This window comes from Phytoactinopolyspora halotolerans, from assembly GCF_010550675.1.
Taxonomy (GTDB): Bacteria; Actinomycetota; Actinomycetes; order Jiangellales; family Jiangellaceae; genus Phytoactinopolyspora; species Phytoactinopolyspora halotolerans.
The window spans coordinates 146,283-170,257 of the sequence record NZ_JAAGOA010000010.1 but is presented as its reverse complement, the minus strand read 5'-3'; the positions used below and the strand labels follow the sequence as shown (position 1 = coordinate 170,257).

The 23,975-nt window shown below is 67.5% G+C and carries 21 protein-coding genes; 13 read left to right on the top strand and 8 right to left on the bottom strand.

What is annotated here, in order from left to right:
* Positions 1-103 precede the first annotated feature (103 nt).
* The 7 genes from G1H10_RS15835 to G1H10_RS15805 all read left to right on the top strand — a co-directional run bounded on the left by G1H10_RS15835 (position 104) and on the right by G1H10_RS15805 (position 9,812).
* Positions 104-1,681 (top strand): FAD-dependent oxidoreductase, encoded by a 1,578-nt coding sequence (locus G1H10_RS15835; RefSeq protein WP_163739575.1) that lies wholly within the window; start codon positions 104-106, stop codon positions 1,679-1,681.
* 93 nt (positions 1,682-1,774) lie between these two features.
* Complete coding sequence (locus G1H10_RS15830; RefSeq protein WP_163739469.1) at positions 1,775-3,745, top strand: ABC transporter substrate-binding protein; 1,971 nt, start codon at positions 1,775-1,777, stop codon at positions 3,743-3,745.
* Between the two features lie 13 nt (positions 3,746-3,758).
* Positions 3,759-4,751, top strand: a complete 993-nt coding sequence (locus G1H10_RS15825) for an ABC transporter permease (protein ID WP_163739466.1) — start codon at positions 3,759-3,761, stop codon at positions 4,749-4,751.
* Positions 4,752-4,765: 14 nt separating this feature from the next.
* Positions 4,766-5,956: an ABC transporter permease gene (locus G1H10_RS15820; RefSeq protein WP_163739465.1), complete on the top strand. Its 1,191-nt coding sequence runs from the start codon at positions 4,766-4,768 to the stop codon at positions 5,954-5,956.
* A gap of 11 nt (positions 5,957-5,967) precedes the next feature.
* Positions 5,968-7,014 carry an ABC transporter ATP-binding protein gene (locus G1H10_RS15815; protein WP_216853309.1) on the top strand — a complete coding sequence of 349 codons (1,047 nt, stop codon included), beginning with the start codon at positions 5,968-5,970 and terminating at the stop codon, positions 7,012-7,014.
* Between the two features lie 5 nt (positions 7,015-7,019).
* Positions 7,020-8,117 carry an ABC transporter ATP-binding protein gene (locus tag G1H10_RS15810; protein ID WP_376778629.1) on the top strand — a complete coding sequence of 366 codons (1,098 nt, stop codon included), beginning with the start codon at positions 7,020-7,022 and terminating at the stop codon, positions 8,115-8,117.
* A 141-nt stretch (positions 8,118-8,258) separates the two neighbouring features.
* Positions 8,259-9,812, top strand: a complete 1,554-nt coding sequence (locus G1H10_RS15805; RefSeq protein ID WP_163739459.1) for a family 16 glycosylhydrolase — start codon at positions 8,259-8,261, stop codon at positions 9,810-9,812.
* A 97-nt stretch (positions 9,813-9,909) separates the two neighbouring features.
* Here G1H10_RS15805 and dhaM read toward each other — a convergent pair whose 3' ends face one another.
* From dhaM to dhaK, 3 genes are read right to left on the bottom strand one after another with little or no spacing between them, the layout of a single operon-like run.
* Complete coding sequence (gene dhaM, locus G1H10_RS15800; protein WP_163739457.1) at positions 9,910-10,323, bottom strand: dihydroxyacetone kinase phosphoryl donor subunit DhaM; 414 nt, start codon at positions 10,321-10,323, stop codon at positions 9,910-9,912.
* Positions 10,320-10,946, bottom strand: a complete 627-nt coding sequence (gene dhaL / locus G1H10_RS15795) for a dihydroxyacetone kinase subunit DhaL (RefSeq protein WP_174264386.1) — start codon at positions 10,944-10,946, stop codon at positions 10,320-10,322. Before dhaL ends, dhaM begins: the two co-directional genes overlap by 4 nt.
* Positions 10,947-10,950: 4 nt before the next feature.
* Entirely contained in the window at positions 10,951-11,940 is a 990-nt protein-coding gene (gene dhaK / locus G1H10_RS15790; RefSeq protein WP_163739456.1) for a dihydroxyacetone kinase subunit DhaK, read from the bottom strand.
* Positions 11,941-12,093: 153 nt separating this feature from the next.
* Here dhaK and G1H10_RS15785 point away from each other — a divergent pair, with 153 nt between their 5' ends.
* A complete protein-coding gene (locus G1H10_RS15785; protein WP_376778628.1) occupies positions 12,094-13,398 on the top strand; it encodes an alpha-amylase family glycosyl hydrolase in 1,305 nt (434 codons plus the stop codon).
* Positions 13,399-13,456: 58 nt separating this feature from the next.
* Here the strand turns inward: G1H10_RS15785 and G1H10_RS15780 are convergent, their stop codons facing one another.
* Positions 13,457-13,939, bottom strand: a complete 483-nt coding sequence (locus G1H10_RS15780) for a MarR family winged helix-turn-helix transcriptional regulator (RefSeq protein WP_163739450.1) — start codon at positions 13,937-13,939, stop codon at positions 13,457-13,459.
* Positions 13,940-13,977: 38 nt separating this feature from the next.
* Between G1H10_RS15780 and G1H10_RS15775 the strand changes: the two genes are divergently transcribed.
* From G1H10_RS15775 to G1H10_RS15760, 4 genes are all read left to right on the top strand, one after another.
* Positions 13,978-14,379 (top strand): hypothetical protein, encoded by a 402-nt coding sequence (locus G1H10_RS15775; protein ID WP_216853307.1) that lies wholly within the window; start codon positions 13,978-13,980, stop codon positions 14,377-14,379.
* 273 nt (positions 14,380-14,652) lie between these two features.
* Positions 14,653-16,542 (top strand): HNH endonuclease signature motif containing protein, encoded by a 1,890-nt coding sequence (locus tag G1H10_RS15770; RefSeq protein WP_163739448.1) that lies wholly within the window; start codon positions 14,653-14,655, stop codon positions 16,540-16,542.
* 140 nt (positions 16,543-16,682) lie between these two features.
* Positions 16,683-17,228, top strand: coding sequence for a SigE family RNA polymerase sigma factor (locus G1H10_RS15765; RefSeq protein ID WP_163739446.1), 546 nt, complete (start codon positions 16,683-16,685; stop codon positions 17,226-17,228).
* Entirely contained in the window at positions 17,228-18,271 is a 1,044-nt protein-coding gene (locus G1H10_RS15760) for a hypothetical protein (RefSeq protein ID WP_163739444.1), read from the top strand. The genes G1H10_RS15765 and G1H10_RS15760 overlap by 1 nt, the downstream gene beginning before the upstream one ends.
* A gap of 44 nt (positions 18,272-18,315) precedes the next feature.
* On the opposite strand, the gene G1H10_RS15755 is transcribed toward G1H10_RS15760, so the two are convergent.
* The 4 genes from G1H10_RS15755 to G1H10_RS15740 form a co-directional block, all read right to left on the bottom strand.
* Entirely contained in the window at positions 18,316-19,068 is a 753-nt protein-coding gene (locus G1H10_RS15755; protein WP_163739442.1) for an SRPBCC family protein, read from the bottom strand.
* Between the two features lie 110 nt (positions 19,069-19,178).
* Positions 19,179-20,033: an FAD binding domain-containing protein gene (locus tag G1H10_RS15750; RefSeq protein WP_163739441.1), complete on the bottom strand. Its 855-nt coding sequence runs from the start codon at positions 20,031-20,033 to the stop codon at positions 19,179-19,181.
* The gene (locus tag G1H10_RS15745; RefSeq protein WP_163739439.1) at positions 20,030-22,435 is read right to left on the bottom strand and encodes a xanthine dehydrogenase family protein molybdopterin-binding subunit; all 2,406 of its coding nucleotides are present in this window, start codon (positions 22,433-22,435) and stop codon (positions 20,030-20,032) included. The genes G1H10_RS15750 and G1H10_RS15745 overlap by 4 nt, the downstream gene beginning before the upstream one ends.
* The gene (locus G1H10_RS15740) at positions 22,432-23,025 is read right to left on the bottom strand and encodes a (2Fe-2S)-binding protein (RefSeq protein WP_163739436.1); all 594 of its coding nucleotides are present in this window, start codon (positions 23,023-23,025) and stop codon (positions 22,432-22,434) included. The genes G1H10_RS15745 and G1H10_RS15740 overlap by 4 nt, the downstream gene beginning before the upstream one ends.
* 440 nt (positions 23,026-23,465) lie before the next feature.
* Between G1H10_RS15740 and G1H10_RS15735 the strand changes: the two genes are divergently transcribed.
* Positions 23,466-23,621, top strand: a complete 156-nt coding sequence (locus tag G1H10_RS15735; RefSeq protein WP_163739434.1) for a hypothetical protein — start codon at positions 23,466-23,468, stop codon at positions 23,619-23,621.
* Positions 23,622-23,975 lie beyond the last annotated feature (354 nt).

Genomic DNA, 23,975 nt, shown 5'->3' with positions numbered 1-23,975 from the left:
CGTAGAAGCACAGTCACGCATTTTCCATCGAGATTTGCTCATACGTATTCAAGCACTGGTTGTGGCGTACCTGGAGGAGCTCAGCGTGACCGGAGACATCGAGATTCGGGCGGACATCGCCGTGGTCGGCGGCGGCTTGGGTGGGGTGGCCGCCGCGTTGGCCGCGGCGCGGCACGGCATGACGGTGGTGCTGACCGAGGAGACCGATTGGGTCGGCGGCCAGCTGACCGCCCAAGGCGTCCCGTCCGATGAACACCCCTGGATCGAGCAGTTCGGGTGCACGGCGACCTACCGTGAGCTGCGCGATGGGATCCGGGACTACTACCGTCGCTGGTATCCGCTGACCCCGCAGGCGCGTGCACGCAAGGCCTTGAACCCCGGGAACGGCAAGGTCAGCCAGCTCTGTGCCGAGCCCCGGGTGGGCCTCGCCGTGCTGGAGAGCATGCTCGCGCCGAGTCGGGCACACGGGAATCTGGAGGTGCGGCTGCGGCACCGGCCGGTCAGCGCCACCGTCGACGCGGATACGGTCACCAGTGTCACGCTGCACGACCAGGAGCACGGCCGTGTGGTCACCGTCGTCGCACCGTACATCCTCGACGCGACCGAGACCGGTGAGCTGTTGCCGCTGACCGGCGCCGAGTACGTCACCGGGTTCGAGTCGCAGGACGATACCGGGGAGCCGAGCGCCCCGGCCGAGCGCCAGCCGCTGAACATGCAGGCGGTCTCCTGGTGCTTCGCCGTCGACCACCGGCCCGGCGAAGACCACACCATCGACAAACCGGACGACTACGCGTTCTGGCGGGACTACCAGCCGCCGTACTGGCCGGATCGGATGTTCAGCATGGTGGCGCCGTCGCCGCAAACGCTGGAACCGGCGCAGCGATACTTCCTCCCGCACGGCGACAACGAGAAGCTCGGCGCCGACCGCGACCTGTGGGCGTTCCGGCGGGTCTTGGCCCGGGACAACTTCGCCGAGGGTGCGTTCGCCAGCGACCTGGTGATCGTGAACTGGCCGATGATCGACTACCTCGAGGGCCCGATCTTCGAGGTCAGCGACGACGAGACGGCGACGCACCTGGAGGGTGCGCGGCGGATGAGCCGGAGTTTCCTGTACTGGATGCAGACCGAGATGCCGACACCCGACGGCGGTGCCGGCCTACCGGGTTTGCGGCTGCGCGGCGATGTCTTCGGCACCTCGCACGGCCTGGCGAAGGCGCCGTATGTCCGCGAGTCGCGGCGGATCGCGGCCGAGTACACCGTCGTCGAGCAGGACGTCTCGCTTGCCCTGCGCGGACAACGCGGCGCCCAGCCATACCAGGATTCGGTGGGTGTCGGCTCGTATCGGATCGATCTGCATCCGTCGACGGGTGGGGACAATTACATCGACGTCGGTTCGTTGCCGTTTCAGATCCCGCTGGGTGCGTTGCTGCCGGTGCGGATGCGCAACCTGCTTCCGGCGGCGAAGAACATCGGCACCACGCATATCACCAACGGCTGTTACCGGCTGCACCCGGTGGAGTGGAACGTCGGCGAAGCCGCCGGCATGCTGGCCGCGTACTGCCTGCGGCATGGCGCCACACCGCACCAGGTCCGGTCCGATGACGCGCACCTCGCCGCCTTCCAGCAGGCCCTGACCGATCGCGGCGTCGAGCTCTCCTGGCCGGAGGTGCGCGGCTACTGACGCGTCGACGGTCTTCAGCGCAACGGCGATGACCGGGCGCACCGCCCAGGCAGTTCAGATCCTCTGGCGTGACTCACTTCGAAGGAGAACGTGATGGAACCACAGATCGACCGTCGACGATTGCTCCGGGCGGGCGGAGCGCTTGCCCTCGTCGCCATGGTGCCGGCCTGCACATCGTCGTCCGGTGGCGACAACGGCAACGGAGCGTCGCCGGACACCTCCGCCGGTACCGCATCCGGTGAGGCGCCGTCGCTGCGTGCCTTGGTGGACAGCGGGGACCTGCCGCCCGTGGCCGAGCGGCTGCCGGCGGATCCGGCCGTGGTGGAGCCGATCGAACAGATCGGCTCCTATGGCGGCACCTGGCGCAACGGCATGGTAGGTGCGCAGAGCTTCCGGCTGGACTACGCCATCGGCTATGAACCCTTGGTCAGATGGAATCTGGCCTGGGACGAGGTGATCCCCAACGTGGCTGCGTCCTTCGAAGTCAGCGACGACGCCACGCAGTACACGTTCACCCTCCGCGAGGGAATGAGATGGTCCGACGGTGCGCCGTTCACCGCGGACGACATCCTGTTCGCCTACGACGATCTGGTCGCCAACCCGGACGTGATGCCGGACGGGCTCAGCCTGTTCATGGTCGACGGGGAACTGGCGACGCTGGAGAAGGTGGACGACACCACGGTCACGTTCACCTTCCCCGGCCCGCATGGTCTCTTCCTGGACGCCCTCGCGAACCAGCCGATCAATGTCCTGACCCGCCTGCCCCGGCATTACCTGCAGAAATTCCACCGGGACTACAGCGACGACGCGGATCAGGCCGCCAAGGACGCCGGGTTCTCCGGCTGGGTGGAGGCGCTGCAGCACGCGATCGGCGGGGCGGCACTGTGGAGCGATATCGAACTGCCGCGACTGCACGCGTGGGTCCCGACGACGCCGATCTCGTCGGCGACGCGTATGACCTTCGAGCGGAACCCGTACTACTGGAAGGTCGACCCGGAAGGCAACCAGCTGCCCTACCTGGACGGGGTGGAGTACTCCATCGTGCAGGACGAGGAGGTGCTGCTGCTCAACACCGTGCAGGGTGAGATCGACATGATCGACCGCGTGGTCACCACGACGGCGAACAAGCCGGTGCTGGCCGCGGACCGCGAGACCGCGGGGTACGAGTTCTTCAACCTGATTCCGGACAAGCTCAACACCGTGACCATCCTGCTCAACCTCACCTGCAAGGACGAGGTCAAGCGGGAGATCTTTCAGAACAGGGACTTCCGTATCGGCCTGTCGCACGCGATCAACCGGCAGGAGATCATCGACGCGGTGTTCGCCCGCCAGGGCGAGCCGGCGCAGCCGGCTCCGCTGCCGGAGAGCGCACTGTACGACGAGGAGTTCGCCACCCAGTACACCGCGTACGACGTCGACCTGGCCAACCAGCACCTCGACGCCGCCGGGCTGACCGAGACCGACGGGGACGGCATCCGGCTCGGCCCGGACGGCACACCGGTCTCCATCCGGGTGCTGGCACCGTCGGACCAGAAGACCGAGTTGATCGATGCGTTGGAGCTGATCAAGGGCTACTGGCGCGACGTCGGTGTCGAGCTGACCGTGCAGGGCGAAGGCAGCGAGCACCGCTATGAGATCCTCGATGCGAGCGACCAGGAAGCGCACGTCTGGGACGGCGACGGCGGGATTCACCCGGTCAGCACGCCGCAGTACTACCTGCCGATGGACGGCCTGGACAACAGGTTCGCGGCGGGTTGGAGCACCTGGCTGGACACGGACGGCAGTGGCGAGGGCGCGATCGAACCACCGGACGCCGCCAAGGAGCAGCTGGAGCTGTACCGGCAGGTGCAGGCGGAAGCCGATCCGGAACGCCGGAATGAGCTGATGCGGCATGTACTGCAGATCGCCAAGGAGCAGTTCTATCTGATCGGCGTCAGCACCCCACTGCCCGGATACGGCGTGGTGAAGAACGAGTTCCGCAACATGGTCGACGAGACGTACTTCGCCGGCGGCTTCCCGTATCCGGGCGCCACCTATCCCGAGCAGTTCTACCTCGACAACTGACGCCGGTGCCGCAGTGTTGACCTTCATCGCTCGCCGGTGCCTGTTCATGGTGCCGACGCTCGTCGCCATCTCCCTGGTCGCCTTCGCCATCATCCAGCTGCCGCCCGGGGACTACCTGACCACGATGGTCAGCCGCCTGGAATCCGAGGGCCAGTCGGTGGACCAGGCGATGCTGGACGGGCTGCGGGAACGCTACGGACTCGGCCAGCCGCTACACGAGCAATACCTGAAGTGGATCTCCGGGATCCTGCTGCACGGGGATTTCGGGCAGTCGTTCGAGTACGGCACCAGCGTGGCCGGCCTGATCGGCGACCGGCTGCCGCTGTCGATCCTGCTGACGGTCACCACGTTGCTGGCCACCTGGATCATGGCGTTCCCGGTCGGGCTGTACTCGGCGGTGCGGCAGTACTCGGCCGGCGACTACATCGCCACGACGCTCGGCTTCCTGGGCCTCGCGATTCCGAACTTCATGATCGCGTTGGGGTTGATGTACGTCATGCATACCGTGTTCGGGTACAGCGTCGGCGGTCTCTTCTCGCCGGAGTTCCGGGACGCGGCCTGGAGCCTGGCCAAGGTCGGTGACCTGATGGCGCACCTGTGGATTCCGATGGTGGTGCTCGGCACCGCGGGAACGGCGGGGTTGATCCGTATCCTGCGGGCGAACCTGCTGGACGAGGTCCGCAAACCATACGTGATGGCGGCGCGCGCACGTGGCGTGCCCGAGCGCAGGCTGGTGCTCAAGTACCCGCTCCGGGTGGCGATGAACCCGTTCGTCTCGACCGTCGGCTGGGTGCTCCCGGCGCTCATCTCCGGCGAGGTGATCGTGGCGTCGGTGCTCAACCTGCCCACCACCGGACCGCTGCTGCTGGGCGCCCTGCAGAGCCAGGACATGTATCTGGCCGGATCGATCATCCTCGTGGTCAGCGTGCTGACGGTGATCGGGACGTTGCTGTCCGACATTCTTCTCGCCTGGCTGGATCCTCGGGTCCGGCTGGGCTACCGGTAGGGAGGCGCATCTCGATGGCTCACACGACCGCCGGCACCGACGCTGCCACCGCCACCGACTCTGGCCCCGCTACCGACACCGACGCCGGCACCGACTCCGTTACCGGCGGCGAGACGGCGGCGCGCGGCGATGACCGCTGGTCCAGCGCGTCTCAGCGGAGGCTGGTGTGGTGGAAGTTCCGGCAGCACAAGCTGGCCATGGCCGGCCTCGTCGTCACCGGGCTGGTCTACCTGATCGCGCTCTTCGCGGACGTCATCGCGCCGTTCGGCACGAGCACGTTCGACGCCGAGTACACCTACGCGCCTCCGCAGCGGATTCACGTGGACTGGGGTGAGGGCCTGTATGTGCACGGCTACACCTCAACCGTCGACGAAGAGACGCTGCAACTGTCATTCGAGATCGACGAGACGCAGCGGATCGAGCTCGGGCTGTTCGTGAAGGGTGAGGAGTACGAGCTGTTCGGGCTCATCCCGTGGGATCGGCACCTGATCGGCCCGGTCGATCCGGACGAGCCGATGTACCTGATGGGCGGTACCCGGACCGGACATGACCTGTTCTCCCGGATCGTGCACGGGACCCGGGTCTCGATGACGATCGGGCTCGTCGGCGTCGCCATGGCGTTCGTCCTCGGCGTCGTGCTGGGCGGTGTCTCCGGATACTTCGGCGGCAGAACGGACATGGCCATCCAGCGTCTGGTCGAGTTCTTCATGTCGCTGCCGAGCATCCCGTTGTGGCTGGGGCTGGCTGCTGCGCTGCCGCCGGGATGGGGGCCGATGCAGCGCTATTTCGCCATCACGACGATCCTGGCGGTGATCGCCTGGACCGACCTGGCACGGGTGGTGCGCGGGCGGTTCCTGTCGTTGCGGAATGAGGAGTTCGTGACGGCGGCGCTGCTCGACGGATGCAGCCGGCCGCGGGTGATCTTCCGGCACATGTTGCCGTCGTTCTCCAGCCATCTGATCGCGTCGGTGACGCTGTCGATTCCGGCGATGATCCTGGCTGAGACGTCGCTGAGCTTCCTCGGCCTGGGTCTGCAGGCGCCTGCGGTCTCGTGGGGTGTGCTGCTGCAGGACGCGCAGAACGTGCGGGTGCTCTCGACGGCGCCGTGGCTGATGCTCCCGGGCCTGTGCGTGATCATCACGGTCTTGGCGCTGAACTTCGTCGGCGACGGCCTGCGGGACGCCGCCGATCCGTACAAGAGATGAGGCAGATGCGGATGTCGCACGACGAACCGCTGCTGGCGATCGATGGGTTGAAGACGCATTTCTTCACCCGGGAGGGCACGGTGCGTGCCGTGGACGGGGTGAGCTTGACCGTTCCGCGGGGGAAGACGGTGTGCGTCGTCGGTGAGTCGGGGTGTGGCAAGAGTGTGACGGCGCGTTCCGTGCTCGGACTGGTCGACGAACCTGGCCGGATCATCGACGGCCGGATCGCCTGGCAGCCCGGAGCCGGGGAGCCCGTCGACCTCACCACCTTGGATCCGAAGGGTGAACGGATGCGCCGGATCCGGGGCGGTGAGATCTCGATGGTGTTCCAGGAGCCGATGGCGTCGCTGTCACCGATGTACACGATCGGGGACCAGCTGATTGAGACTATCCGGCTGCACCTGCCGCTGGGCAAGGAAGAGGCGCGGGATCGAGCCGTCGAGCAACTACGCCGGGTCGGCATCCCACGGCCGGAGGAGCGGTTGGATGCGTACTCGTTCCAGTTATCGGGTGGGATGTGTCAGCGGGTGATGATCGCGATCGCGTTGGCGGCGGATCCGGCGTTGTTGATCGCGGATGAGCCGACGACGGCGCTGGATGTGACGACGCAGGCGCGGATCATCGACTTGCTTCGTGACCTGCAGGCCGAGACGGGGATGTCGGTGTTGTTCATTACCCATGATCTGGGTGTGGTGGCGGAGATCGCCGATGAGGTGGTGGTGATGTATCTGGGCACGGTGGTGGAGCGTGGCGGTGTGGATGAGATCTTTCATGATCCGAAGCACCCGTACACCAACGCTCTGTTGGGGTCGATTCCGCGGATGGGTGCCGGCGCCGGGCGGCGGTTGGCCACGATCCGGGGGAATGTGCCGCATCCGTCGGATCGGCCTGCGGGGTGTCCGTTCCATCCGCGTTGTGATGCGGCGATCGGTGGCGTGTGCGACGTTTCCGACCCGCCGCACATCGTGTTCGGCGAGGCCCGCAGCGTGCGATGCGTGCTGCACGACGACGGTGCGGCGGTAGGTGGAGATTTCCGCGTCGACGGTGAAAGGGCATGACGACGATGAACCATGACATATCGGGCGCAAGCGGCGTCGAGGCGGGCGCGGACGAGGAAACCGCCACTCCGATCCTCGACGTCCGCGGCCTCACGGTTCACTTTCCGATCAAGAAGGGGTTCCTCAGCCGAACGGTCGGCCACGTGCGCGCCGTCGACGGAATTGATCTGAGCGTGCGCGCCGGCGAGACGCTCGGCATCGTCGGCGAGTCCGGGTGCGGGAAGACCACCTTGGGCCGCAGCGTCGCCCGGGTGATCGAGCCGACCGCGGGTCAGATCGTCTACCGGGACACCGCCGGCAGGAATGTCGATCTGGCGGAGCTGAACGCTCGCCGACTGCGACCGTATCAGCGGCAGATCCGGGTGGTCTTCCAGGACCCGTTCTCTTCGCTCAACCCGCGGATGACGTTGCGGCAGATCGTCGGTGAGCCACTGCGGACCAGCGGCACCGTCACCGGGTCGGAGCTGGACGACCGCGTCGCCTCCATGCTCGAGCGGGTGGGGCTGTCGCCGAAGTACATGAACCGGTACCCGCACGCGTTCTCCGGCGGGGAACGGCAACGGGTCAACATCGCCCGGGCGTTGGTCCTCGGGCCGCGGGTGGTGATCGCCGACGAGCCGGTCTCCGCGCTGGATGTCTCGGTGCGGGCGCAGATCCTGAACCTGCTCCGTGATCTGCAGGAGGAGCTGAAGCTGACGTATCTGTTCGTCTCGCACGACCTGTCGGTGGTGGAGAACATCTGTGACCGGGTGGCGGTGATGTACCTGGGCAAGATCGTCGAGGTCGCCGGGACCGCCGACCTGTACGCCCAACCCAGGCATCCCTACACCGAGGCGCTGTTGTCCGCGGTTCCCCGGCCGGACCCACGGCTGCGGGGCGCGGGGCGTCGGATCCGGCTCGCCGATGACCTGCCCGACCCGGCCAACCCGCCGCCCGGTTGTTACTTCCACACCCGCTGCCCGTACGCGGTGCCGGGTGTGTGCGACGTCGCCGAGCGCGCTCCGCTGCTCACGTCCAGTGGATCGGGACATCGGGTGGCGGCATGCGTGCGCAGTGACGAGTTGGGGCTCGCAGGTGTCGGTTCCGAGGTGGGTGGGCCATAGCGCCACCCGGGGCCGAGTGTCAGGAGAAGAACCCAGCCAGGAAGGGAGGCCGGCAGCGCGAGGCGCCGGCTCACCGTCGGCTCAGTGCGCCTCGATACGGGGATGACCTGCAACGATCGCAGACAGAGGAAGGGAAGACGCATGACTGGACCACGACGACGTACGTCCCTGATCGCGGCGATGACCGCTGCCCTTGCCCTCCCCGCCGTCGGCGCGCTCACGGGACACGCGCAGACCGCGGACACGACCGATGCCCGGGCGGAGGCCGTTGCGCAGACAGCACCGCTCGCCGCCAACGGCGGCCCGTCCTTCGTCGAAGACTTCGACGCGCCCCTCAACCGGGATTTCTGGTACGTCGCCGACGGGTACCGTAACGGCACGTACCAGAACTGTACGTTCAACGAGAACAACGTCGCCGTGGCCGACGGCATGCTGACGCTGACACTGGACGACACCGCCTACGCCGGCCAGGACTACTCCTGTGGAGTCATCCAGTCCACGCAGCCCTACGGCTACGGTACGTACGAGACCAGCATGCGGGTCGACCAGGTCAGCGGCACCAACCAGTCGCTGTTCACCTATACCGGTCCCACCCAGGGGACTCAGTGGCACGAGATCGACGTCGAGATGCTGGGCAAGGACACCACCGAGGTCGAGCTCAACACGTGGGTGAACGGCGTCGCGGCGGGCGGCGGGCCGGTGCCGGTCGGGGTCGACAACAGCCAGGAGTTCGTGCACTACGCGTTCATCTGGGAACCGGATCGGGTCCGGTTCTACATCAACGGAGAGCTGGCCCGAACGTACACCGACCCGGCGCAGGTACCTACGGTCGAGCAGCGCATCTTCACCATGATCTGGAGTACCGACACGCTCACCGACTGGATGGGGCCGTTCGAGTACCCGGGCCGGCCGGTCACCACGGAGTACGAATACGTGGCCTTTACGAAGGCGGGCGAGGAGTGCCAGTTCGCCGAGTCGCTCGCGTGCGACGTACCGGTCGAACCCGTGACGGACTCGTTCGTCGACGACTTCGACACGCTTGACACGTCGCGCTGGTTCGTCTCCGACGGATGGCGCAACGGCGCCCAGCAGAACTGCATCTGGGACGCGGACCAGGCGCGGGCCTCCGGTGGCATGCTCAACCTGACCTTCGTCGAGCGAGCCACTGGGGATTTGGACTACGCCTGCGCTGAGGTCCAACACCGGCAGCCACTCGGTTACGGAACATACGAGATCAGGATGAAGGCGGTCGGGAACTCCGGGATCGTGTCGTCGTACTCCACGTATGTGGGAGCCGGTGACGACGGCCCGGCCGAGGGTATCGACATCGCCAAGCTGTTCGGGGTCGATACCGGCGACGTCGAGCTGCGGACGTCCCGGTACAACCAGCCGATGGTCGCGACGTCGGCGGATGTGTCCCCGCCCGCGGACGAGGCATTCCATGACTATGGGATGGTCTGGTCGGCCGACCGCCTCGACTTCTACCTCGATGGGGAGATCGTGCACTCGGTGACCGACCCGGCGAAGATCCCGCTTCGGGAGGCGAAGATGTACCTGAGTCTCTGGGGCAGCGAGACCACGACCGAGATGGGCGAGTTCGTGCCGCCGGACGGGCCGCTGACGACGCAGATCGATAGGATCGCCTACACGGCACCGGGCGACCCCTGCCAGTTCACCGGCTCCATCGCTTGCTGACCGCCCGCTAACCGCCTGCTGGCGGCCCGCTGACCACCTGCTGAGCGCCATAAGCGTCGGCCTGGCATGTGTGGCCGGACGTCGCTCCGAGCGCCGACTAGAGCTTGCGCATGCTCCAAGCCTGTTCGGCGCTCTGGGCGACGGCCTCCAGATCGGCACCGGTAGAGGCGAGCACGGCCGCGGCCACCGCGCCCTCGACGAACGGCGCGTCGGCGAGCCGCACCGTCGGCTCGCCGCCGTCCTCCTCTAGGTCCGCGTCCTCCAGATCTGCCTGCAGCGTCTTGGCCGTCAGCACCGAGCTGCCCATGTCCATCAGGATGAGCACGCCGTCGCCGGCGTCGGCCTTGGTGACCGCGGACCGGATCAGCTCGATGCTGGTGCCCATGCCGCCGTCGTCGGTGCCGCCGGCCGGCTCGAGCAAGACGTCGGGACCGGAGAGTGCACCGGCGACGTCGGCCGTCGCCCGCGCGAGTGCGGCGCTATGCGAGACCAGCACGATGCCGACCGTCATGGCGCCGTCACGTCCGCCAGCGCGCGCAGGATGAGGGCCGTCGAAGCCGCACCCGGATCCTCGTGTCCGACGCTACGCGGGCCGAGATAACTGGCGCGTCCTTTCCGTGCCTGCAGCGGGACCGTGGCGGCGAGGCCGGCGTCGGCGGCGTCCGCCGCTGCCTCGGCGGCGGCGTGCAGGTCGGAGCCGTTGCCGGCCGCCTCCTGGAATGCGACTACCGCGGGTGCGAGCGCATCGATGATGGTCTTGTCGCCTTGGGTCGCGCCGCCGAGTTCTTCGATACCGCGGAGCATGGCCTCCAGGGCCGCTCCCACCTGGCCGACGTCGCCGCCGTCGCCCAGCTCCTTGCCGGCCCGCCGGAATCCCGTCCCGTACAGCGGTCCGGAGGCACCGCCCGTCTTGGCCACCAAGCCCCGGCCCGCCGCGATGAGCGCCTTGCCAGGGCTCTCCGGTTCCTTCTCGCCCATCGCGGTGACGGCGGCAGCGAGCCCGCGGGCCAGGTTTGCGCCGTGATCGCCGTCACCGATAGCCGCGTCCAAGGCCGTGAGCCGCGACTCGTCGGCGCGGACGAGCTCGGCGGCACGGGTGATCCAGGCGATCGTGGTGGCTGTGTCCAGCGTCATCCGATCACACTCCCCAGCGCAACGCGGGCGTGGAGACCGGAGCGTCCCAGTACCGGACCAGTTCATCGGTGAGCGAGGTGACGGTGATGGAGAAACCTGCCTGGTCGAGGCTGGTGATGTAGTTGCCGACCAGGTTGCGGGCGACGGTCGCGCCGTGTCCGTCGAGCCAGTCGACCGCCTCGGCGAAGGCCCCGTACAGCTCGATCAGCGGGGTGCCGCCCTGGCCGTTCATGATGACCAGCACGTCGCCGGAAATGGGCCGATCGGCGTGGATGGCATCCAGGGCGTAGCCGACGAGTTCCTTGACCGGAGCGAACTCACCGCGCTCGCGGCCCGGTTCACCGTGGATGCCGACGCCGATCTCCACCTCGTTCTCGGCGAGATTGAACCCGGGCTTGCCGGCGGCGGGGACCGTGCCGGCATGCAGCGCGATGGCGAACGAACGGGAACGCTCGTTGACCTCGGTGGCCAGCCGGGCCACCGTCTCCAGGTCGGCGCCGTCCTCGGCGGCGGCACCGGCGACCTTCTCGGCGACGATCGTGCCCCCGACGCCGCGCCGCCCGGCGGTGAACGTGGAATCCTCGACGGCGACGTCGTCGTCGGTGACGACGGAGACCACCTGAATGTCCTCGTCCTCGGCGAGTTCGGCGGCCATCCGGAAGTTCAGTACGTCTCCGGTGTAGTTCTTCACGATGTGCAGCACCCCGGCGCCGGCGTCGGCGGCCTGTGTGGCGGCGAGGATCTGGTCGGGCACCGGGGATGTGTAGACCTCGCCGGGCGCCGCGGCGTCGAGCATGCCGAATCCCACGTAACCACCGTGCAAGGGCTCGTGCCCGGAACCACCACCGGACACCACGCCGACCTTGCCGGGCGTGCGCTGGGCACGTGAGATCACCCGGTTCTCCAGATCGACATGGAGACTCGGGTGGGCCGCGGCAACGCCGCGGAGTGCGTCCGGGATGACTGCGTCGGGGGAGTTGATCAGCTTCTTCATCGGCGGCTCCAACCTCATGCTCCGGCGGATGCATCGGGCCGTCGCACAGGCGCAGTCCGCTCCGGCCCGATCTGTACTTCACCCTACGCCCGAACGCCGGCCACGTGGAGCCGTTCCGGTTCCGGTAGTCGGTCACATCGTCCGGCGTCCATGATGGGTGGGGTGGACTGGTCAATGCACGCGATCTGGTGGCATGTCTACCCGCTGGGATTCACCGGAGCCGAGCGGGAGGCTCTGCCGCCGGACGCGCCTGCCGTTCCGCGGCTGGCGAAGCTGTCCGACTGGCTCGACTACCTCGTGGAACTCGGGTGCAACGGGCTTGCGCTGGGGCCGGTGTTCGCGTCAGAGACGCACGGCTACGACACCGTCGACCATTATCGGATCGATTCCAGGCTCGGGACCGAGGAGGATCTTCTCGCACTGATCGAGCAGGCGCACGAGCGTGGCGTTCGGGTTCTGCTGGACGGGGTGTTCAATCACGTCGGACGGAGCTTCCCCGCGTTCGCGGAGGCCGACAGGGATGGCGCACGGTCGGCGTATGCGTCGTGGTTCCGGACGAGGGAGGACGGCGGATACCTGACCTTCGAGGGTCACGATCATCTCGTCACGTTGAACCACGACGAGCCCGCCGTGGCCGGCTACGTCGTCGATGTGATGACGCATTGGCTGGATCGCGGCGCGGACGGCTGGCGGCTGGACGCGGCGTATGCGGTTCCGGTGAGCTTCTGGCGGCAGGTGACCGAGCGGGTTCGGGACCGGCATCCGGACGCATGGTTGGTGGGTGAGGTCATCCATGGCGACTATGCCGGGTTCGTACAGGAGAGCGGGCTGGACTCGATCTCCCAGTACGAGTTGTGGAAAGCCGTCTGGAGTTCGTTGAACGATCGGAACCTGCACGAGCTCGGCTGGACATTGGGTCGGCACAACGCGATGTTGGAGACGTTCGTGCCGCAGACGTTCGTCGGGAATCACGACGTCACGCGGCTGGCGAGCCGGTTGGATGACGAGCGGAGCCTGGCACACGCGCTGGTGGTGCTGTTGACCGTGGGAGGCGTTCCGTCGATCTACTACGGCGATGAGCAGGCGTTCCGGGGAATCAAAGAGGAGCGAGCGGGCGGGGACGACGCGATCCGGCCGGCGTTCCCGGACAGTCCCGCGGGGCTGGCGGAGGACGGATGGGACTACTACCGGCTTCATCAAGAGTTGATCGGGCTGCGCCGTCGCCACCCGTGGTTGGTATCCGCGCGAGTGTCGGTCTGCGCGCTGACGAACACGGCCATGGCCTACACGGTGGCCGGTGGACGTCAGCGGCTGGCAGTGGCGCTCAACCTCGATGAGCAACCGGTCGACCTCGAATTGCCGGCGGCGGAATGGAGCTGTCTCGCAGGGGACGGTGAGTTTCGGGCTGATCGGGTGGCTTTGCCGCCGGCTGGGTGGGCGATCGCAATGGAGCGCTGAACCGACAGCGGAGGATCGTATCCGGTCGGGTGACGTTCGGCCCGGCGCGGGCGACGTATCACGTGTGACCATCCTCGACTGAGCCGACTCGGCGTGTGTGGCTTCTGTTCACCTCAATGAGGCGTTCGAGGACGTCCGCGAGACGGCCGGCGTCGTCTGCACCCAACGAGGCAAGCACAGTTACCGCATCAGCGTGGATGCGGTCCCAGATCTCGGCCCGAAGCTCACGATGACCGTCGGAGATGCCGATGACCTGACCACGACGATCGGTAGGGCTGGGACTCCGGGTGACGAAACCCGCCCGGATGAGCCGGTCGGCCACCTTCGTGATCGCGGCCGGGCTGAGGCCGCTGAGGACCGCGAGCTGCTGGGGTCGCATCTCTCCGTGTCGTTGGAGGATCTCGAGGCAGCGCAGGTCATTCCGGCCGATTCCGTATCGTTGCGCGACCTTCTCCAGCAGCGCGTCATGCGAGGCGTGCAGGGCACGGAACGTCTCGAGCAGGGACGCCGCCTCAATGGCTCGAGGATTGGTAGGGGCCATGGCGCACAGCGTAATCCACGTTGTGTACCTTTTACGGCGTGAAATACATTCCGACTTCCAATCCATGGGCTGTTGCGGCCACCGTGCTGTACGCGCTGTGGGGGATTCTGCACGCAGGCCTGGGTGTCGCGATGCTCATCGACGCCGACTGGGGCGACGCCATGGATGAGGCCGCCGCGGAAAGCAATATGTTCTTCACGTGTGCGGTTGTCCTAGGTGTTCAGGCGGTCGCGGTCGCCCTGGCGATGAACCGGCTCAACAGCCGGCGTGGATACTGGCTCAACCTGTTGGTCCTCGGTGTCGTCGACGTTGTGTTTCTCGTCGTCATGGTGGCGCCGGGGTACGTCGACCTGGTGGGCGGAATGTCTGGGCCGGTGATCTGGTTGGCGGCAGCGGTCACGTCGACGCTGGCGCGCCGTGGCTATCCGACGACGCCGTGACGCGAGCGCATCAGGACACACGCATCCCGGACATCGTCGAGATCGGCCTGTGCTCACTGGTTCGGGCCAGACGCCTCGTCCACCGGCGATGCGGGAACGTTCAAGCTGCGGTCGAGGTCTGATTATGCGTGTGTGCGGCATGCAGCTGTCGAGTGCGATGATCGGACGTTGATAGCCGGTTTTCCGTGCTGTCTTCTTGGCTTAAAGCGTAATTCCGTCACGTTACGTCCGCCAACGTTGATTTCGAACTGGTGTTCGGCTACCGTGATCGTTATGAGTGAGGCCAGCTTGAATGCCGACGCCGGCGGGGACGATGTCCCCGGCGGCGTGGAGGGCTGGGCTGGCCTGGATGCGGGCGAGTGGGTCCGCGCGGTGGAAGCGGAGCAGGGCGCGTGGGAGGCCGGCCGTGCGCGGCGGGCACGTTTGTGGGACCCGCAGGATCCGTCGGGTGGGGAGCTTTTCGCCGAAGACGCGTACGTAACGGCGGCGGCCTGGATCGGTGATCCGGACGCGCAGGGTGGCGTGGATGCTCATGCCGGGTCGAGCGGCGATGCCGGTGGTGGGCCGTTGGGTGCGGTGCCGGGCGCGGATGGTTCGGTTTTCGCTGATGTCGCGCCGGGGGTGGAGTTGGTGCTGGCGTTGCAGCGGGTCGTGCCGGCGGGGTCGGAGGTGGGTGAGCTTGCCGATGTGGTCGGGGCGTGGGAGAAGGTGATGGCCTGGGCGGCGGCGAAGCAGGCCGAGGCGGCGGCGGAGTTGACTCGCCGCCCGGAACTGCGCCCGGATGATGACAACGGCCGGTACGGGTGTCTGCATCCGGTGCCGGTGACCGCGGCGGCGTTGTGTGTGGTGTATCCGTGGACCAAGCCGCAGGCGGAGAAACTCGTCGATCTCGCGGTCGCGCTGGTGGAGGACTATCCGCGGGTACATCAGGCCTTGGCCGAGGGCCGCTTGAACATGAAGAAGGCCCGGCTGATCATCACCGCGTTGCGTAAGTGTTCCGGCGCCGACGTGGCGGCGATGATCGTGAAGGCGGTGTTGCCGTTCGTGCATGCCTGGACCGAGGTGAAGCTGTCCAGGGTGCTCAACGAGTTGCTGCACGAGTTGGACGCCGCGGGGGCGAAACGTCGTCGCCGGCAGGCCCGGGCCCGCCGGAACGTGTGGTCCGAGCCCGGCGAGGACGGCATGGCCTGGCTGATCGCCTACCTGCCCGCCGAAGAGGTCACCGCGATCATGACCGTGCTCAACGCCGCCGCGGAGGCGGAGAAGAACCGTGACTGTGCCCACGCCGGCACCTGCACCTGCCCCACCGGCGACGACGAGCCCTGCCCCGGCGACAACAACAAGACAGGTCACGGCGACGACGGCCGCGATGGCGACGACGGCCGCGATGGCGGCGGCGGTGACGATGGTGGTGACCGCGCTGGCGCTGGGGCCGGCGGTGGGGGCGGGTGCCGGGGGAGGAGCGCGGCGCAGCGCCGCGCCGACGCGCTGGCCGCGTTCGGCTGGGCCTCGCTGTCCACCGGCATCCTCGGCGCCCGCGCCTGCACCGAATGCGGCGCCGTGGATGGGGTGAAACTCGCCAGCGCACACCGGCGACCCGTCTTGGTCAACATCACCCTGCCCATGACCACCCTGCTCGGCCTGGACGAACACCCCGCTTACCTCGACGGCTACGGCCCCATCGACCCCGACGTCGCCCGCCACCTCGCCGCCGCCGGTATCTGGCGCTGGGTCGGCACCGCCCCCGCCGGCGGACACGCCATCGACTACGGCACCACCCGCTACACCCCACCTCAAGACCTGGTCGACTTCGTGATCCTGCGCGACCGCGAATGCCTGATGCCCGGCTGCCACAACCCCGCCTACCGATGCCAGATCGACCACCGCATCCCCTGGCCCTACGGGCCCACCTCAGCCTGCAACTGCTCACCGCTATGCACCGCCTGCCACCTGCACAAACACCGCGCCGGCTGGAAAATCACGCGCCGCGGCGACGGCAGCCACCAATGGACCGGCCCCACCGGCCACACCACCACCGTCCACCAACCCCGCCTCGCCCCCGACGCCCGGCAGCACCCAGGCGGTGAACACACGATTGCCAGGAACACCACCGCGGACAACAGCGACCGCCCGCCACCCGACCCAGACGCCCCACCCTTCTGACCGCCGCGGCGGGGACGCGCGTACCTATCGTGTGAGCGCGCCGAGACAGGAACGGAATTCTCTCGGCTCGGACACAACGTGCGGCTATCGTCCATGCGTCTGCACGGTAGGAATGCAGAACCGGGCCGGTGGAGGTGTTCGTGCGCGCGGAGTTGGAGGACTCCTTCACCAGGCTGGCCTCGGCGGAACTGCCCCGCCTCCGCCGCTTCGCGTACGGGATCTGCGGTGATTGGCATCGCGCTGACGACATGGTCCAGCTGGCTCTGAAACGGATGTACCTGCGCTGGCCAAGGATTCACACCGCGGCCGATCCCGGCGCGTATGCGAGGACCGTGGTAGCCCGAGTGGCCATCAGTGAAACAAGACGACCCTGGTGGCGACGTGAGCGGATCAGCGACGCCGTGCCTGAGGTCGCCGCTGCGGACGACGTGGCAGTGGCCGTCGATCGCATGGACATAGCGCAGGCCCTGAGCGGGCTCGCACCCAAGCAGCGAGCCGTCGTCGTGCTCCGGTTTCTGGAGGATAGGTCTGTCGACGAGGTCGCCGAAATCCTCGGCATAGCTCCGGGCACGGTGAAGCGGCAATCTCATGACGCCATTGCGCACTTGCGTCGCCGTCTGCACGTCACAGACCACGCGCAGGCGGCACCCGGGGTGTCGGAGCCGCAGAAGGAACGTGATGCCTGATGGACGACGTGATCGAACGACTTCGCGCAGCCGATGACAGGTCCAGCCCTCCACACGTGTTCGACCTCGACACCGGGCTGCGGCTCGCCCGGGTCCGGGCACGACGTCGGCGCGTGATCCAGGGCGCTGTCGGAGTGAGTACTGTCGCCGCCGCTGTCGCCGTCGCGGCGGGCATGGTATGGCCCGACGATCCTTCCGACTCTGCGGCTGCCGATAATCCGAAGCCGGAGCAGCTACTCGAAGCGTTCACCTGGGAACAGAAGCCGCAGGACGAGTTGCCGGACGCGTACGTGGGGGAGGCGTCAACGCCGGGCGCGGACGAGCTCGTCGAGTCGTCGAGTCGGCTGGTGGCGCAGGGACGGCACGTCGACTACTGGACCGCGCTCGACGAGGCGGGAAACATCTGCCTGGTGCTCTATATGCCCGAGCACGGCACCGGGGCGCAGGAGTGTCGTCCCCCGGCCGCGTTTGCCGTCGAAGGCGTCACGGCCGAGTTGGCCGATGCAGAAGGCGATGGGAGTCGGGAGCAGAATTCCGAGGCATGGCTGATCCCGGACGGGTATGACGTGGACGCGATCTCGGCCGACCGGTGGGCTCTCATGATGCCGAACTTGGCGGTGCGGGTGCCCGACATCGAGCCGACCGAGGTGTTGAGCGTGCTCGCCGAGCCGCAGCGGCCCGAGGACCGGATGCCGACCCTTCCGGATGGCCGAGAGATCACTCGCTCGATCGTCGATTCGACGTCGCGCCTCGTGTACCGGGCCGAAGACGTGCAGGTGTGGGCCGGCCTTCGCACTCAAGAGGAAACGAGGGGGCAGCCCGAAATCTGCGTGGTCGTGTATATGAGCCATGACTCATGGGCGACTGCGAACTCATGCGCCACGACGGGGCTGGTCTGGGATTCCGGGCTTGAATTCGGGCTGGAGGCGGGTGGGCATGAGTTCCACGGGTGGCTGCTCCCGGACGGGTTCGAACTCAGACCGGACGAGACCCAAGAATGGACCGTGGTTGCGCCGAACCTGGCCGTCCGCGAGCCGGAGTGAGACGCTCTCGGACGGCGTTGACACGCCCAGCGTCGACGCTGTGCCTACCGCCGACGCCGACGGAGGACGATCCAGAGCAGCACGGCCAGCAGTGTGCCCGCCGCGGCGTACGGACCGTAACGCCGGATGGCGGCCTGCGCCCCGGTGATCTGGAGCAAATCGATCGGCTCGACCTCGACGTTCGCTTCCTCGGCCGCGACCTGGTCGGCAGACGGCGGTTCTTCGCCGCCAGGTTGGGTCGCGCCTGCCCGAGTGCTTGACGTATTCGTCGCTCCATCGGGGGTGGACTCGCCACCGGCGCCGGCCGTCGTGGATGCTCCGGCCGTCGTCGCTCCGCCGGTTGCGGGGGTCTCGGAGGCCCCCAGCGTCGTCGCCAGGCAATCGGCGAACTGACCGAGCAGCTTCCCGCCGACGTCGTTGATCATCCCTCGCCCGAACTGTGCCGGACGACCGGTGATCTTCAAGTCTGTTGTCACGTTGACCGTGGTAGATTCGCCCTCCGGGGTCATGGTCGCGGTCACCGTCGCCGCCGCTGTTCCGGAGCCGCGGCTTTCCTTACCGGACGCTTCCATGACCACCCTGCGCGCGCTCTCATCCGTCTCGGCGAAACGACCTTGACCCTTGTACAGCAGGTTGACGGGACCCAGCTTGACCTTGACCGAGCCGGAGAACGTCTCACCGTCGAACTCGTCGAGTGAGGCACCGGGCATGCACGGGGCCACGCGTGGCACGTCGAGCAACGCCTTCCATGCGACGTCGACCGGCACTGGGACGGTGAACTGGTGATCAAGCTGCATGATCCTCCTCCTCTTCGACCCGCCGTGTCTCTTGGGCGGCGCCGTCGGAACGGATCGGGAGTCGATCGAACTCGATGAAGATCGACCGACTCCCGTCCCGAATTGTTCGTTCAGATCCCCGCCGCAGACTCCAATGCCCGGCGGGTGAGCACCGTGGCCAGATGCGTTCGGTAATCCGCCGACGCCGAGGCGTCACTCGTCGGTTCTGTGCCCTCCGCCGCGTGATCACAAGCGGCGGCGAGCGACTCCGCCGTCGCCGGTGCGCCGGCCAGCGCCTCCTCGACACCGTGTGCCCGGACCGGCTTCGACGCCATGTTGGTCAGCGCCACGCGTGCCTCCTCGATGGTGCCGTTGTTCCGGCGGACGGCCGCGGCGACGCCGACCAACGCCCAGGCCTGCGCTACCCGGTTGAACTTCTCGTAGTGGGTACCCCAGCCCGCCAGTTTCGGCACTCGCACGGACACCAGAACCTCGTCGGGTTCCAGCGCACTGGTCAGGTAGTCGACGAAGAACTCCGACGCGGCGACCGACCGGCGCCCGGACGGGCCGGCGATCTCGAACGTGGCGTCCAATGCGGTCGCGACACTAGGCATATCACCGGCTGGGTCGGCGTGCGCGAGTGAGCCGCCGAAGGTGCCCAGATGCCGGACCTGCCGGTCCGCGACCGTTGCCGTGGCCTGCGCGATCAGCGGCGCGTGTGCCCTGATGAGCGGGTTCTTGAGCACCTCATCATGTGTCGTCATGGCGCCGATCACCAGGTCATCGCCGTCTTCGCGCACGCCGTGCATCTCGCCGATGCTGCCCAGATCGACCAGCATGCTGGGCGCGGCGAATCGGAGCCGGAGCATCGGGATCAGACTCTGCCCGCCGGCGAGTACCTTCGCGTCCTCGCCGGCGTCGGTCAGCGTCTGTACCGCCTCGTCGACGCCGGCAGGCCGGCTGTAGTCGAACGCGACCGGGATCATGGCCGGTCACCGCCTTCCTGAGCGTTGCCTTGCGCGTTTCTGATCGCCTGCCATACGCGTTCCGGCGTGCACGGCATCCGCACGTCGTTGACACCGAGGTGACGCAGAGCGTCGACCACCGCGTTGACCACGGCCGGCGTGGAGGCGATGGTGCCCGCTTCGCCCACGCCCTTGGTGCCGAGGGGATGGCCGGTCGCCGGCGTCTCGGTCCTGTCGGTGGTGAAGTCGGGCAGGTCGGCGCTGCTGGGAAGGGTGTAGTCGACGAAGGTTCCGGTCATGAGGTTGCCGTCGTCGTCGTAGATGGCCTCCTCGTACAGGGCCTGTGCGATGCCCTGTGCGACGCCGCCGTGAACCTGACCCTCGACGATCGTCGGATTCACCACCTTGCCTACGTCGTCGACGGCCACGTAGGAGCGGATCGTCACCCGGCCGGTCTCGGTGTCGACCTCGGTGGCGCACAGGTGAGTGCCGTGCGGGTAGGAGAAGTTCTCCGGATCGAACGTGGCGTCGCCGTCGAGACTCGGCTCGACGCCGTCCGGAAGGTCGTGCGAGGTGAAAACCGCCAGCGCACAGTCCGCCAACGTCTTGCCGGCGCCGGGCGAACCCTTCACCCGGTACTGCCCCTCGACGAACTCGAGATCCGCGGGGTCGCATTCCAGCAGGTGCGCGGCGATCGGCTTGGCCTTGTCGACCACCTTCTGGCAGGCGTTGACCAAGGCGATCCCGCCCACGGCCAGGGAACGGGAACCGTAGGTGTCCAGGCCCTTGTGCGACGTGCGGGTGTCACCGTGCAGCACCTCGATGTCGGCGAAGTCAACGCCGAGCTGGTCGGCGACGATCTGGCTCCAGGCGGTCTCGTGACTCTGACCGTGCGGCGACGTTCCGGTGACGACCTCGACCTTGCCGGTCGGGAGCATCCGTACGGACGCGGCCTCCCATCCGCCGGCCGCGTACCGCAGCTGACCTAGCACGCGGGACGGTGCGATACCGCACATCTCCGTGTAGGTGGAGATTCCTATGCCGAGCTGGATCCGGTCACCGGACGCGCGCCGTTCCGCCTGTTCACGACGGAGGTCGTCGTAGCCGAACATCTCCATCGCCTTATCGGTGGCGGCCTCGTAGTTGCCCGAGTCATACGTCAGTCCGGCTGAGGTGGTGAAGGGGAACTCGTCATGGGTGATCCAGTTGCGCCGGCGCAGCTCCATGGGTTCCATATCCAGCTCGGCGGCGAGCTCGTCCATGATCCGCTCCAGCGCGAACGTCGCCTCAGGCCGGCCCGCGCCGCGGTAGGCGTCGGTCTTGGTGGTGTTGGTGAAGACACCCGTGCACTCGAGCCGATACGCGGGGAACTTGTAGATGCCGCCGTACATGAACGCGCCGAGCAGCGGTGTGCCGGGCGTGATGATGCCCAGATAGGCGCCCATGTTGGCCAGCAGTTTCGCCGAAATGCCGGTGACGGTGCCGTCCCGCCTCGCGGTCACGGTGATGTCCTGGATCTGGTCCCGCCCGTGGTGGCCGGAGAGCATCGTCTCGGACCGCGACTCGGTGTATTTCACCGGCCGGCCGAACCGCCGGGCGGCCGCGAAGGCGATGAACTCCTCGGGAGTGACCTGCAGTTTGCCGCCGAACCCGCCGCCGACGTCGGGCGCGATCACGCGGATTTTGTGCTCGGCGACGCCAGTGGACATGCTGAGCAGGATCCGCAGGATGTGCGGGACTTGGGTAGCCGACCACACGGTGATCTGGTCGCCGGTCGGATCGACGACGACGCTGCGCGGCTCCATGAACGACGGGATCAGCCGTTGCTGGATGAATCGGCGCCGGACGACGACCTCCGCATCCGCCTCGGCCTGGGCGACGTCGTCTCCGGTGCCGGCCGCGGCCGAGTCGAGCACCCAGGTGTAGCACCTGTTGGTGCCTTTCTCGCCGTGCACGAGCGGAGCGTCGTCGGCCAGGGCGGCTTCCATGTCGAGCACCACCGGCAGCGGCTCATAGTCGATCTCGATCGCCTCCAGCGCATCCTGGGCGCTGGCCCGGTCCCGCGCGGCGACCACAGCCACCGGCTCACCGGTGTGCCGGACCTCGTCGACGGCGAGCGGCGGGTAGTCCGGCATCACAATGTCTTCGGTGACCGGCCATACGCACGGAAGGGAGCCCTGCATGTCGGCGACGTCGCGGCCGCTGAAGGCCTCGACCACACCAGGAAGCCGGAGCGCCGGGCTGACGTCGAGGTTGGTGATCCGTGCGTGCGCCATCGGGCTGCGCAGGATCGCCAGGTGCACCATGCCGGGAAGGCTGAGATTCTCGGTCCACATCGTCCGGCCGGTGATGAGCCGGGCGTCTTCCTTCCGGTGCCGATCGCGCCCGACCTCCGCACCGGTGCGTTCCTCGGTGACGGTCATGTCCTCACCTCTCCCACAGCCGTGGTGTGCGCGGGGCCACCAGGTGCCGTTGCCGCTGGCTGCTGCCCCGGGACGCCGTTCCCGGCGTCCGAGGTGGCGGGCTCGGGCGACGCCGCCGTGGCGGTCTGCATCGCCTGCCCGGCCTCGCGTACGGCCTTGATGATGTTCTGGTAACCGGTGCACCGGCAGAGGTTGCCCTCGAGCCCTTCGCGGATCTCCGCATCGCTGGGGTCGGGGTTCTCGGCGAGCAGATCCACCGCGGACATGATCATGCCTGGTGTGCAGTACCCGCACTGCAGCGCATGTGTCTCGTGGAACGCCTGTTGGACCGGGTGCATCTCGCCGTCGCGGGCGGCCAGACCCTCGACCGTCGTGATGTCCGTTCCGTCCGCCTGCACGGCGAAGACCGTGCAGCTCTTGACGCTCTTGCCGTCCATGAGGACGGTACAGGCGCCGCAGTTGCTGGTGTCGCAGCCCACCACGGTGCCGACTTTGCCGAGTCGATCCCTCAGATGGTGGACGAGGAGTGTGCGGGGCTCGACGTCGTCGTCGTACCGGACGCCGTCGACCGTCATGGAGATAGTGGTCATGGGCCCTCCCGCGTACCGCATGGGGCCGATCGACATGCCGGCCCGTACTTCTGCGCATCAGCGGGCGCCGCAGCGCGCGTCACCTCCTTGTGATCGTGATCATGTTGCACCTGACGGCGTCCAGATCTCGATGCGCGCTTGTTGCACACCAGCAAAGTCCACGTGAGCGGTGGGCGCAAGGGTTTCCTCGGAACTTGTGTCTCGGACCCACGGCCGGGCGCGGTGGCGATGCTCATGCGGACGGAGATGCCCGGGCGCGTCGCCGGCCGAGGGGTCTGCTGAGTCGGCGCGCGCATACCGCCGGTGAGGGCGCAACTGGCGATCAAGCCTGGTGTGCGGCACCATGGTGAAAGGTGTCATATCACCATTGATCGTCACGTATCGGTTTCAGGCTCGCGGCAAGGAAGGCGCGGTGTCGCGTCGTCGCGAGGAGTATCACGGTGCTGTTCGACTGCCCCGAGTGCGGGCTGCCGGCTACGGTCACCACACGCGGGCAGCTGCCCAGCACATCTGGACGTGTGGAGCATGTCGACGTGCGGTGCGTCGCGGACCATCGGTTCATCGGCCCGGCGGACAGCTTGCGCGTCTTGCTCTGAGATCTCGCTCAGGTATGTCCGGTTCACCTCGCGTGCGCCCATCGTGTCTCACCATGTGAACACGGCGCGCGTGGGTGGAGGGCGCTGAAGGCGCAGCGCACGCCCACGTTGCCGCACGTTCGTGCCGCTCTGGCGTAGCGCTCTCGGTTGTCTGTCTCAGTGGTGGCCGCTAACGTACGGGGAGCTAATCGTTCGCGTGAACGATTAGAGCGCGCCAGAATGACGGCATTCCGACGTACGTCACCCGGGCATGTACCCGGGTGCTGAAGTACCGCGCTGAGGCGGCGGCCATGACGCCGTTCCGGCCATGACGAGCCGTCGCCGCGGGCAACGAAGCCCGACGTCGTGGACGGC

Coding starts and splice junctions, on each gene's coding strand:
- G1H10_RS15745 (WP_163739439.1), bottom strand. CDS start 22,435: ATGACCGTCACCGAGGAACGCACCGGTGCGGAGGTCGGGCGCGATCGG.
- G1H10_RS15785 (WP_376778628.1), top strand. CDS start 12,094: ATGGGTGGGGTGGACTGGTCAATGCACGCGATCTGGTGGCATGTCTAC.
- G1H10_RS15815 (WP_216853309.1), top strand. CDS start 5,968: ATGTCGCACGACGAACCGCTGCTGGCGATCGATGGGTTGAAGACGCAT.
- G1H10_RS15760 (WP_163739444.1), top strand. CDS start 17,228: ATGGACGACGTGATCGAACGACTTCGCGCAGCCGATGACAGGTCCAGC.
- G1H10_RS15805 (WP_163739459.1), top strand. CDS start 8,259: ATGACTGGACCACGACGACGTACGTCCCTGATCGCGGCGATGACCGCT.
- dhaM (WP_163739457.1), bottom strand. CDS start 10,323: ATGACGGTCGGCATCGTGCTGGTCTCGCATAGCGCCGCACTCGCGCGG.
- G1H10_RS15820 (WP_163739465.1), top strand. CDS start 4,766: ATGGCTCACACGACCGCCGGCACCGACGCTGCCACCGCCACCGACTCT.
- G1H10_RS15780 (WP_163739450.1), bottom strand. CDS start 13,939: ATGGCCCCTACCAATCCTCGAGCCATTGAGGCGGCGTCCCTGCTCGAG.
- G1H10_RS15755 (WP_163739442.1), bottom strand. CDS start 19,068: ATGCAGCTTGATCACCAGTTCACCGTCCCAGTGCCGGTCGACGTCGCA.
- G1H10_RS15750 (WP_163739441.1), bottom strand. CDS start 20,033: ATGATCCCGGTCGCGTTCGACTACAGCCGGCCTGCCGGCGTCGACGAG.
- dhaK (WP_163739456.1), bottom strand. CDS start 11,940: ATGAAGAAGCTGATCAACTCCCCCGACGCAGTCATCCCGGACGCACTC.
- G1H10_RS15810 (WP_376778629.1), top strand. CDS start 7,020: ATGAACCATGACATATCGGGCGCAAGCGGCGTCGAGGCGGGCGCGGAC.
- G1H10_RS15740 (WP_163739436.1), bottom strand. CDS start 23,025: ATGACCACTATCTCCATGACGGTCGACGGCGTCCGGTACGACGACGAC.
- G1H10_RS15770 (WP_163739448.1), top strand. CDS start 14,653: ATGAGTGAGGCCAGCTTGAATGCCGACGCCGGCGGGGACGATGTCCCC.
- G1H10_RS15830 (WP_163739469.1), top strand. CDS start 1,775: ATGGAACCACAGATCGACCGTCGACGATTGCTCCGGGCGGGCGGAGCG.
- dhaL (WP_174264386.1), bottom strand. CDS start 10,946: ATGACGCTGGACACAGCCACCACGATCGCCTGGATCACCCGTGCCGCC.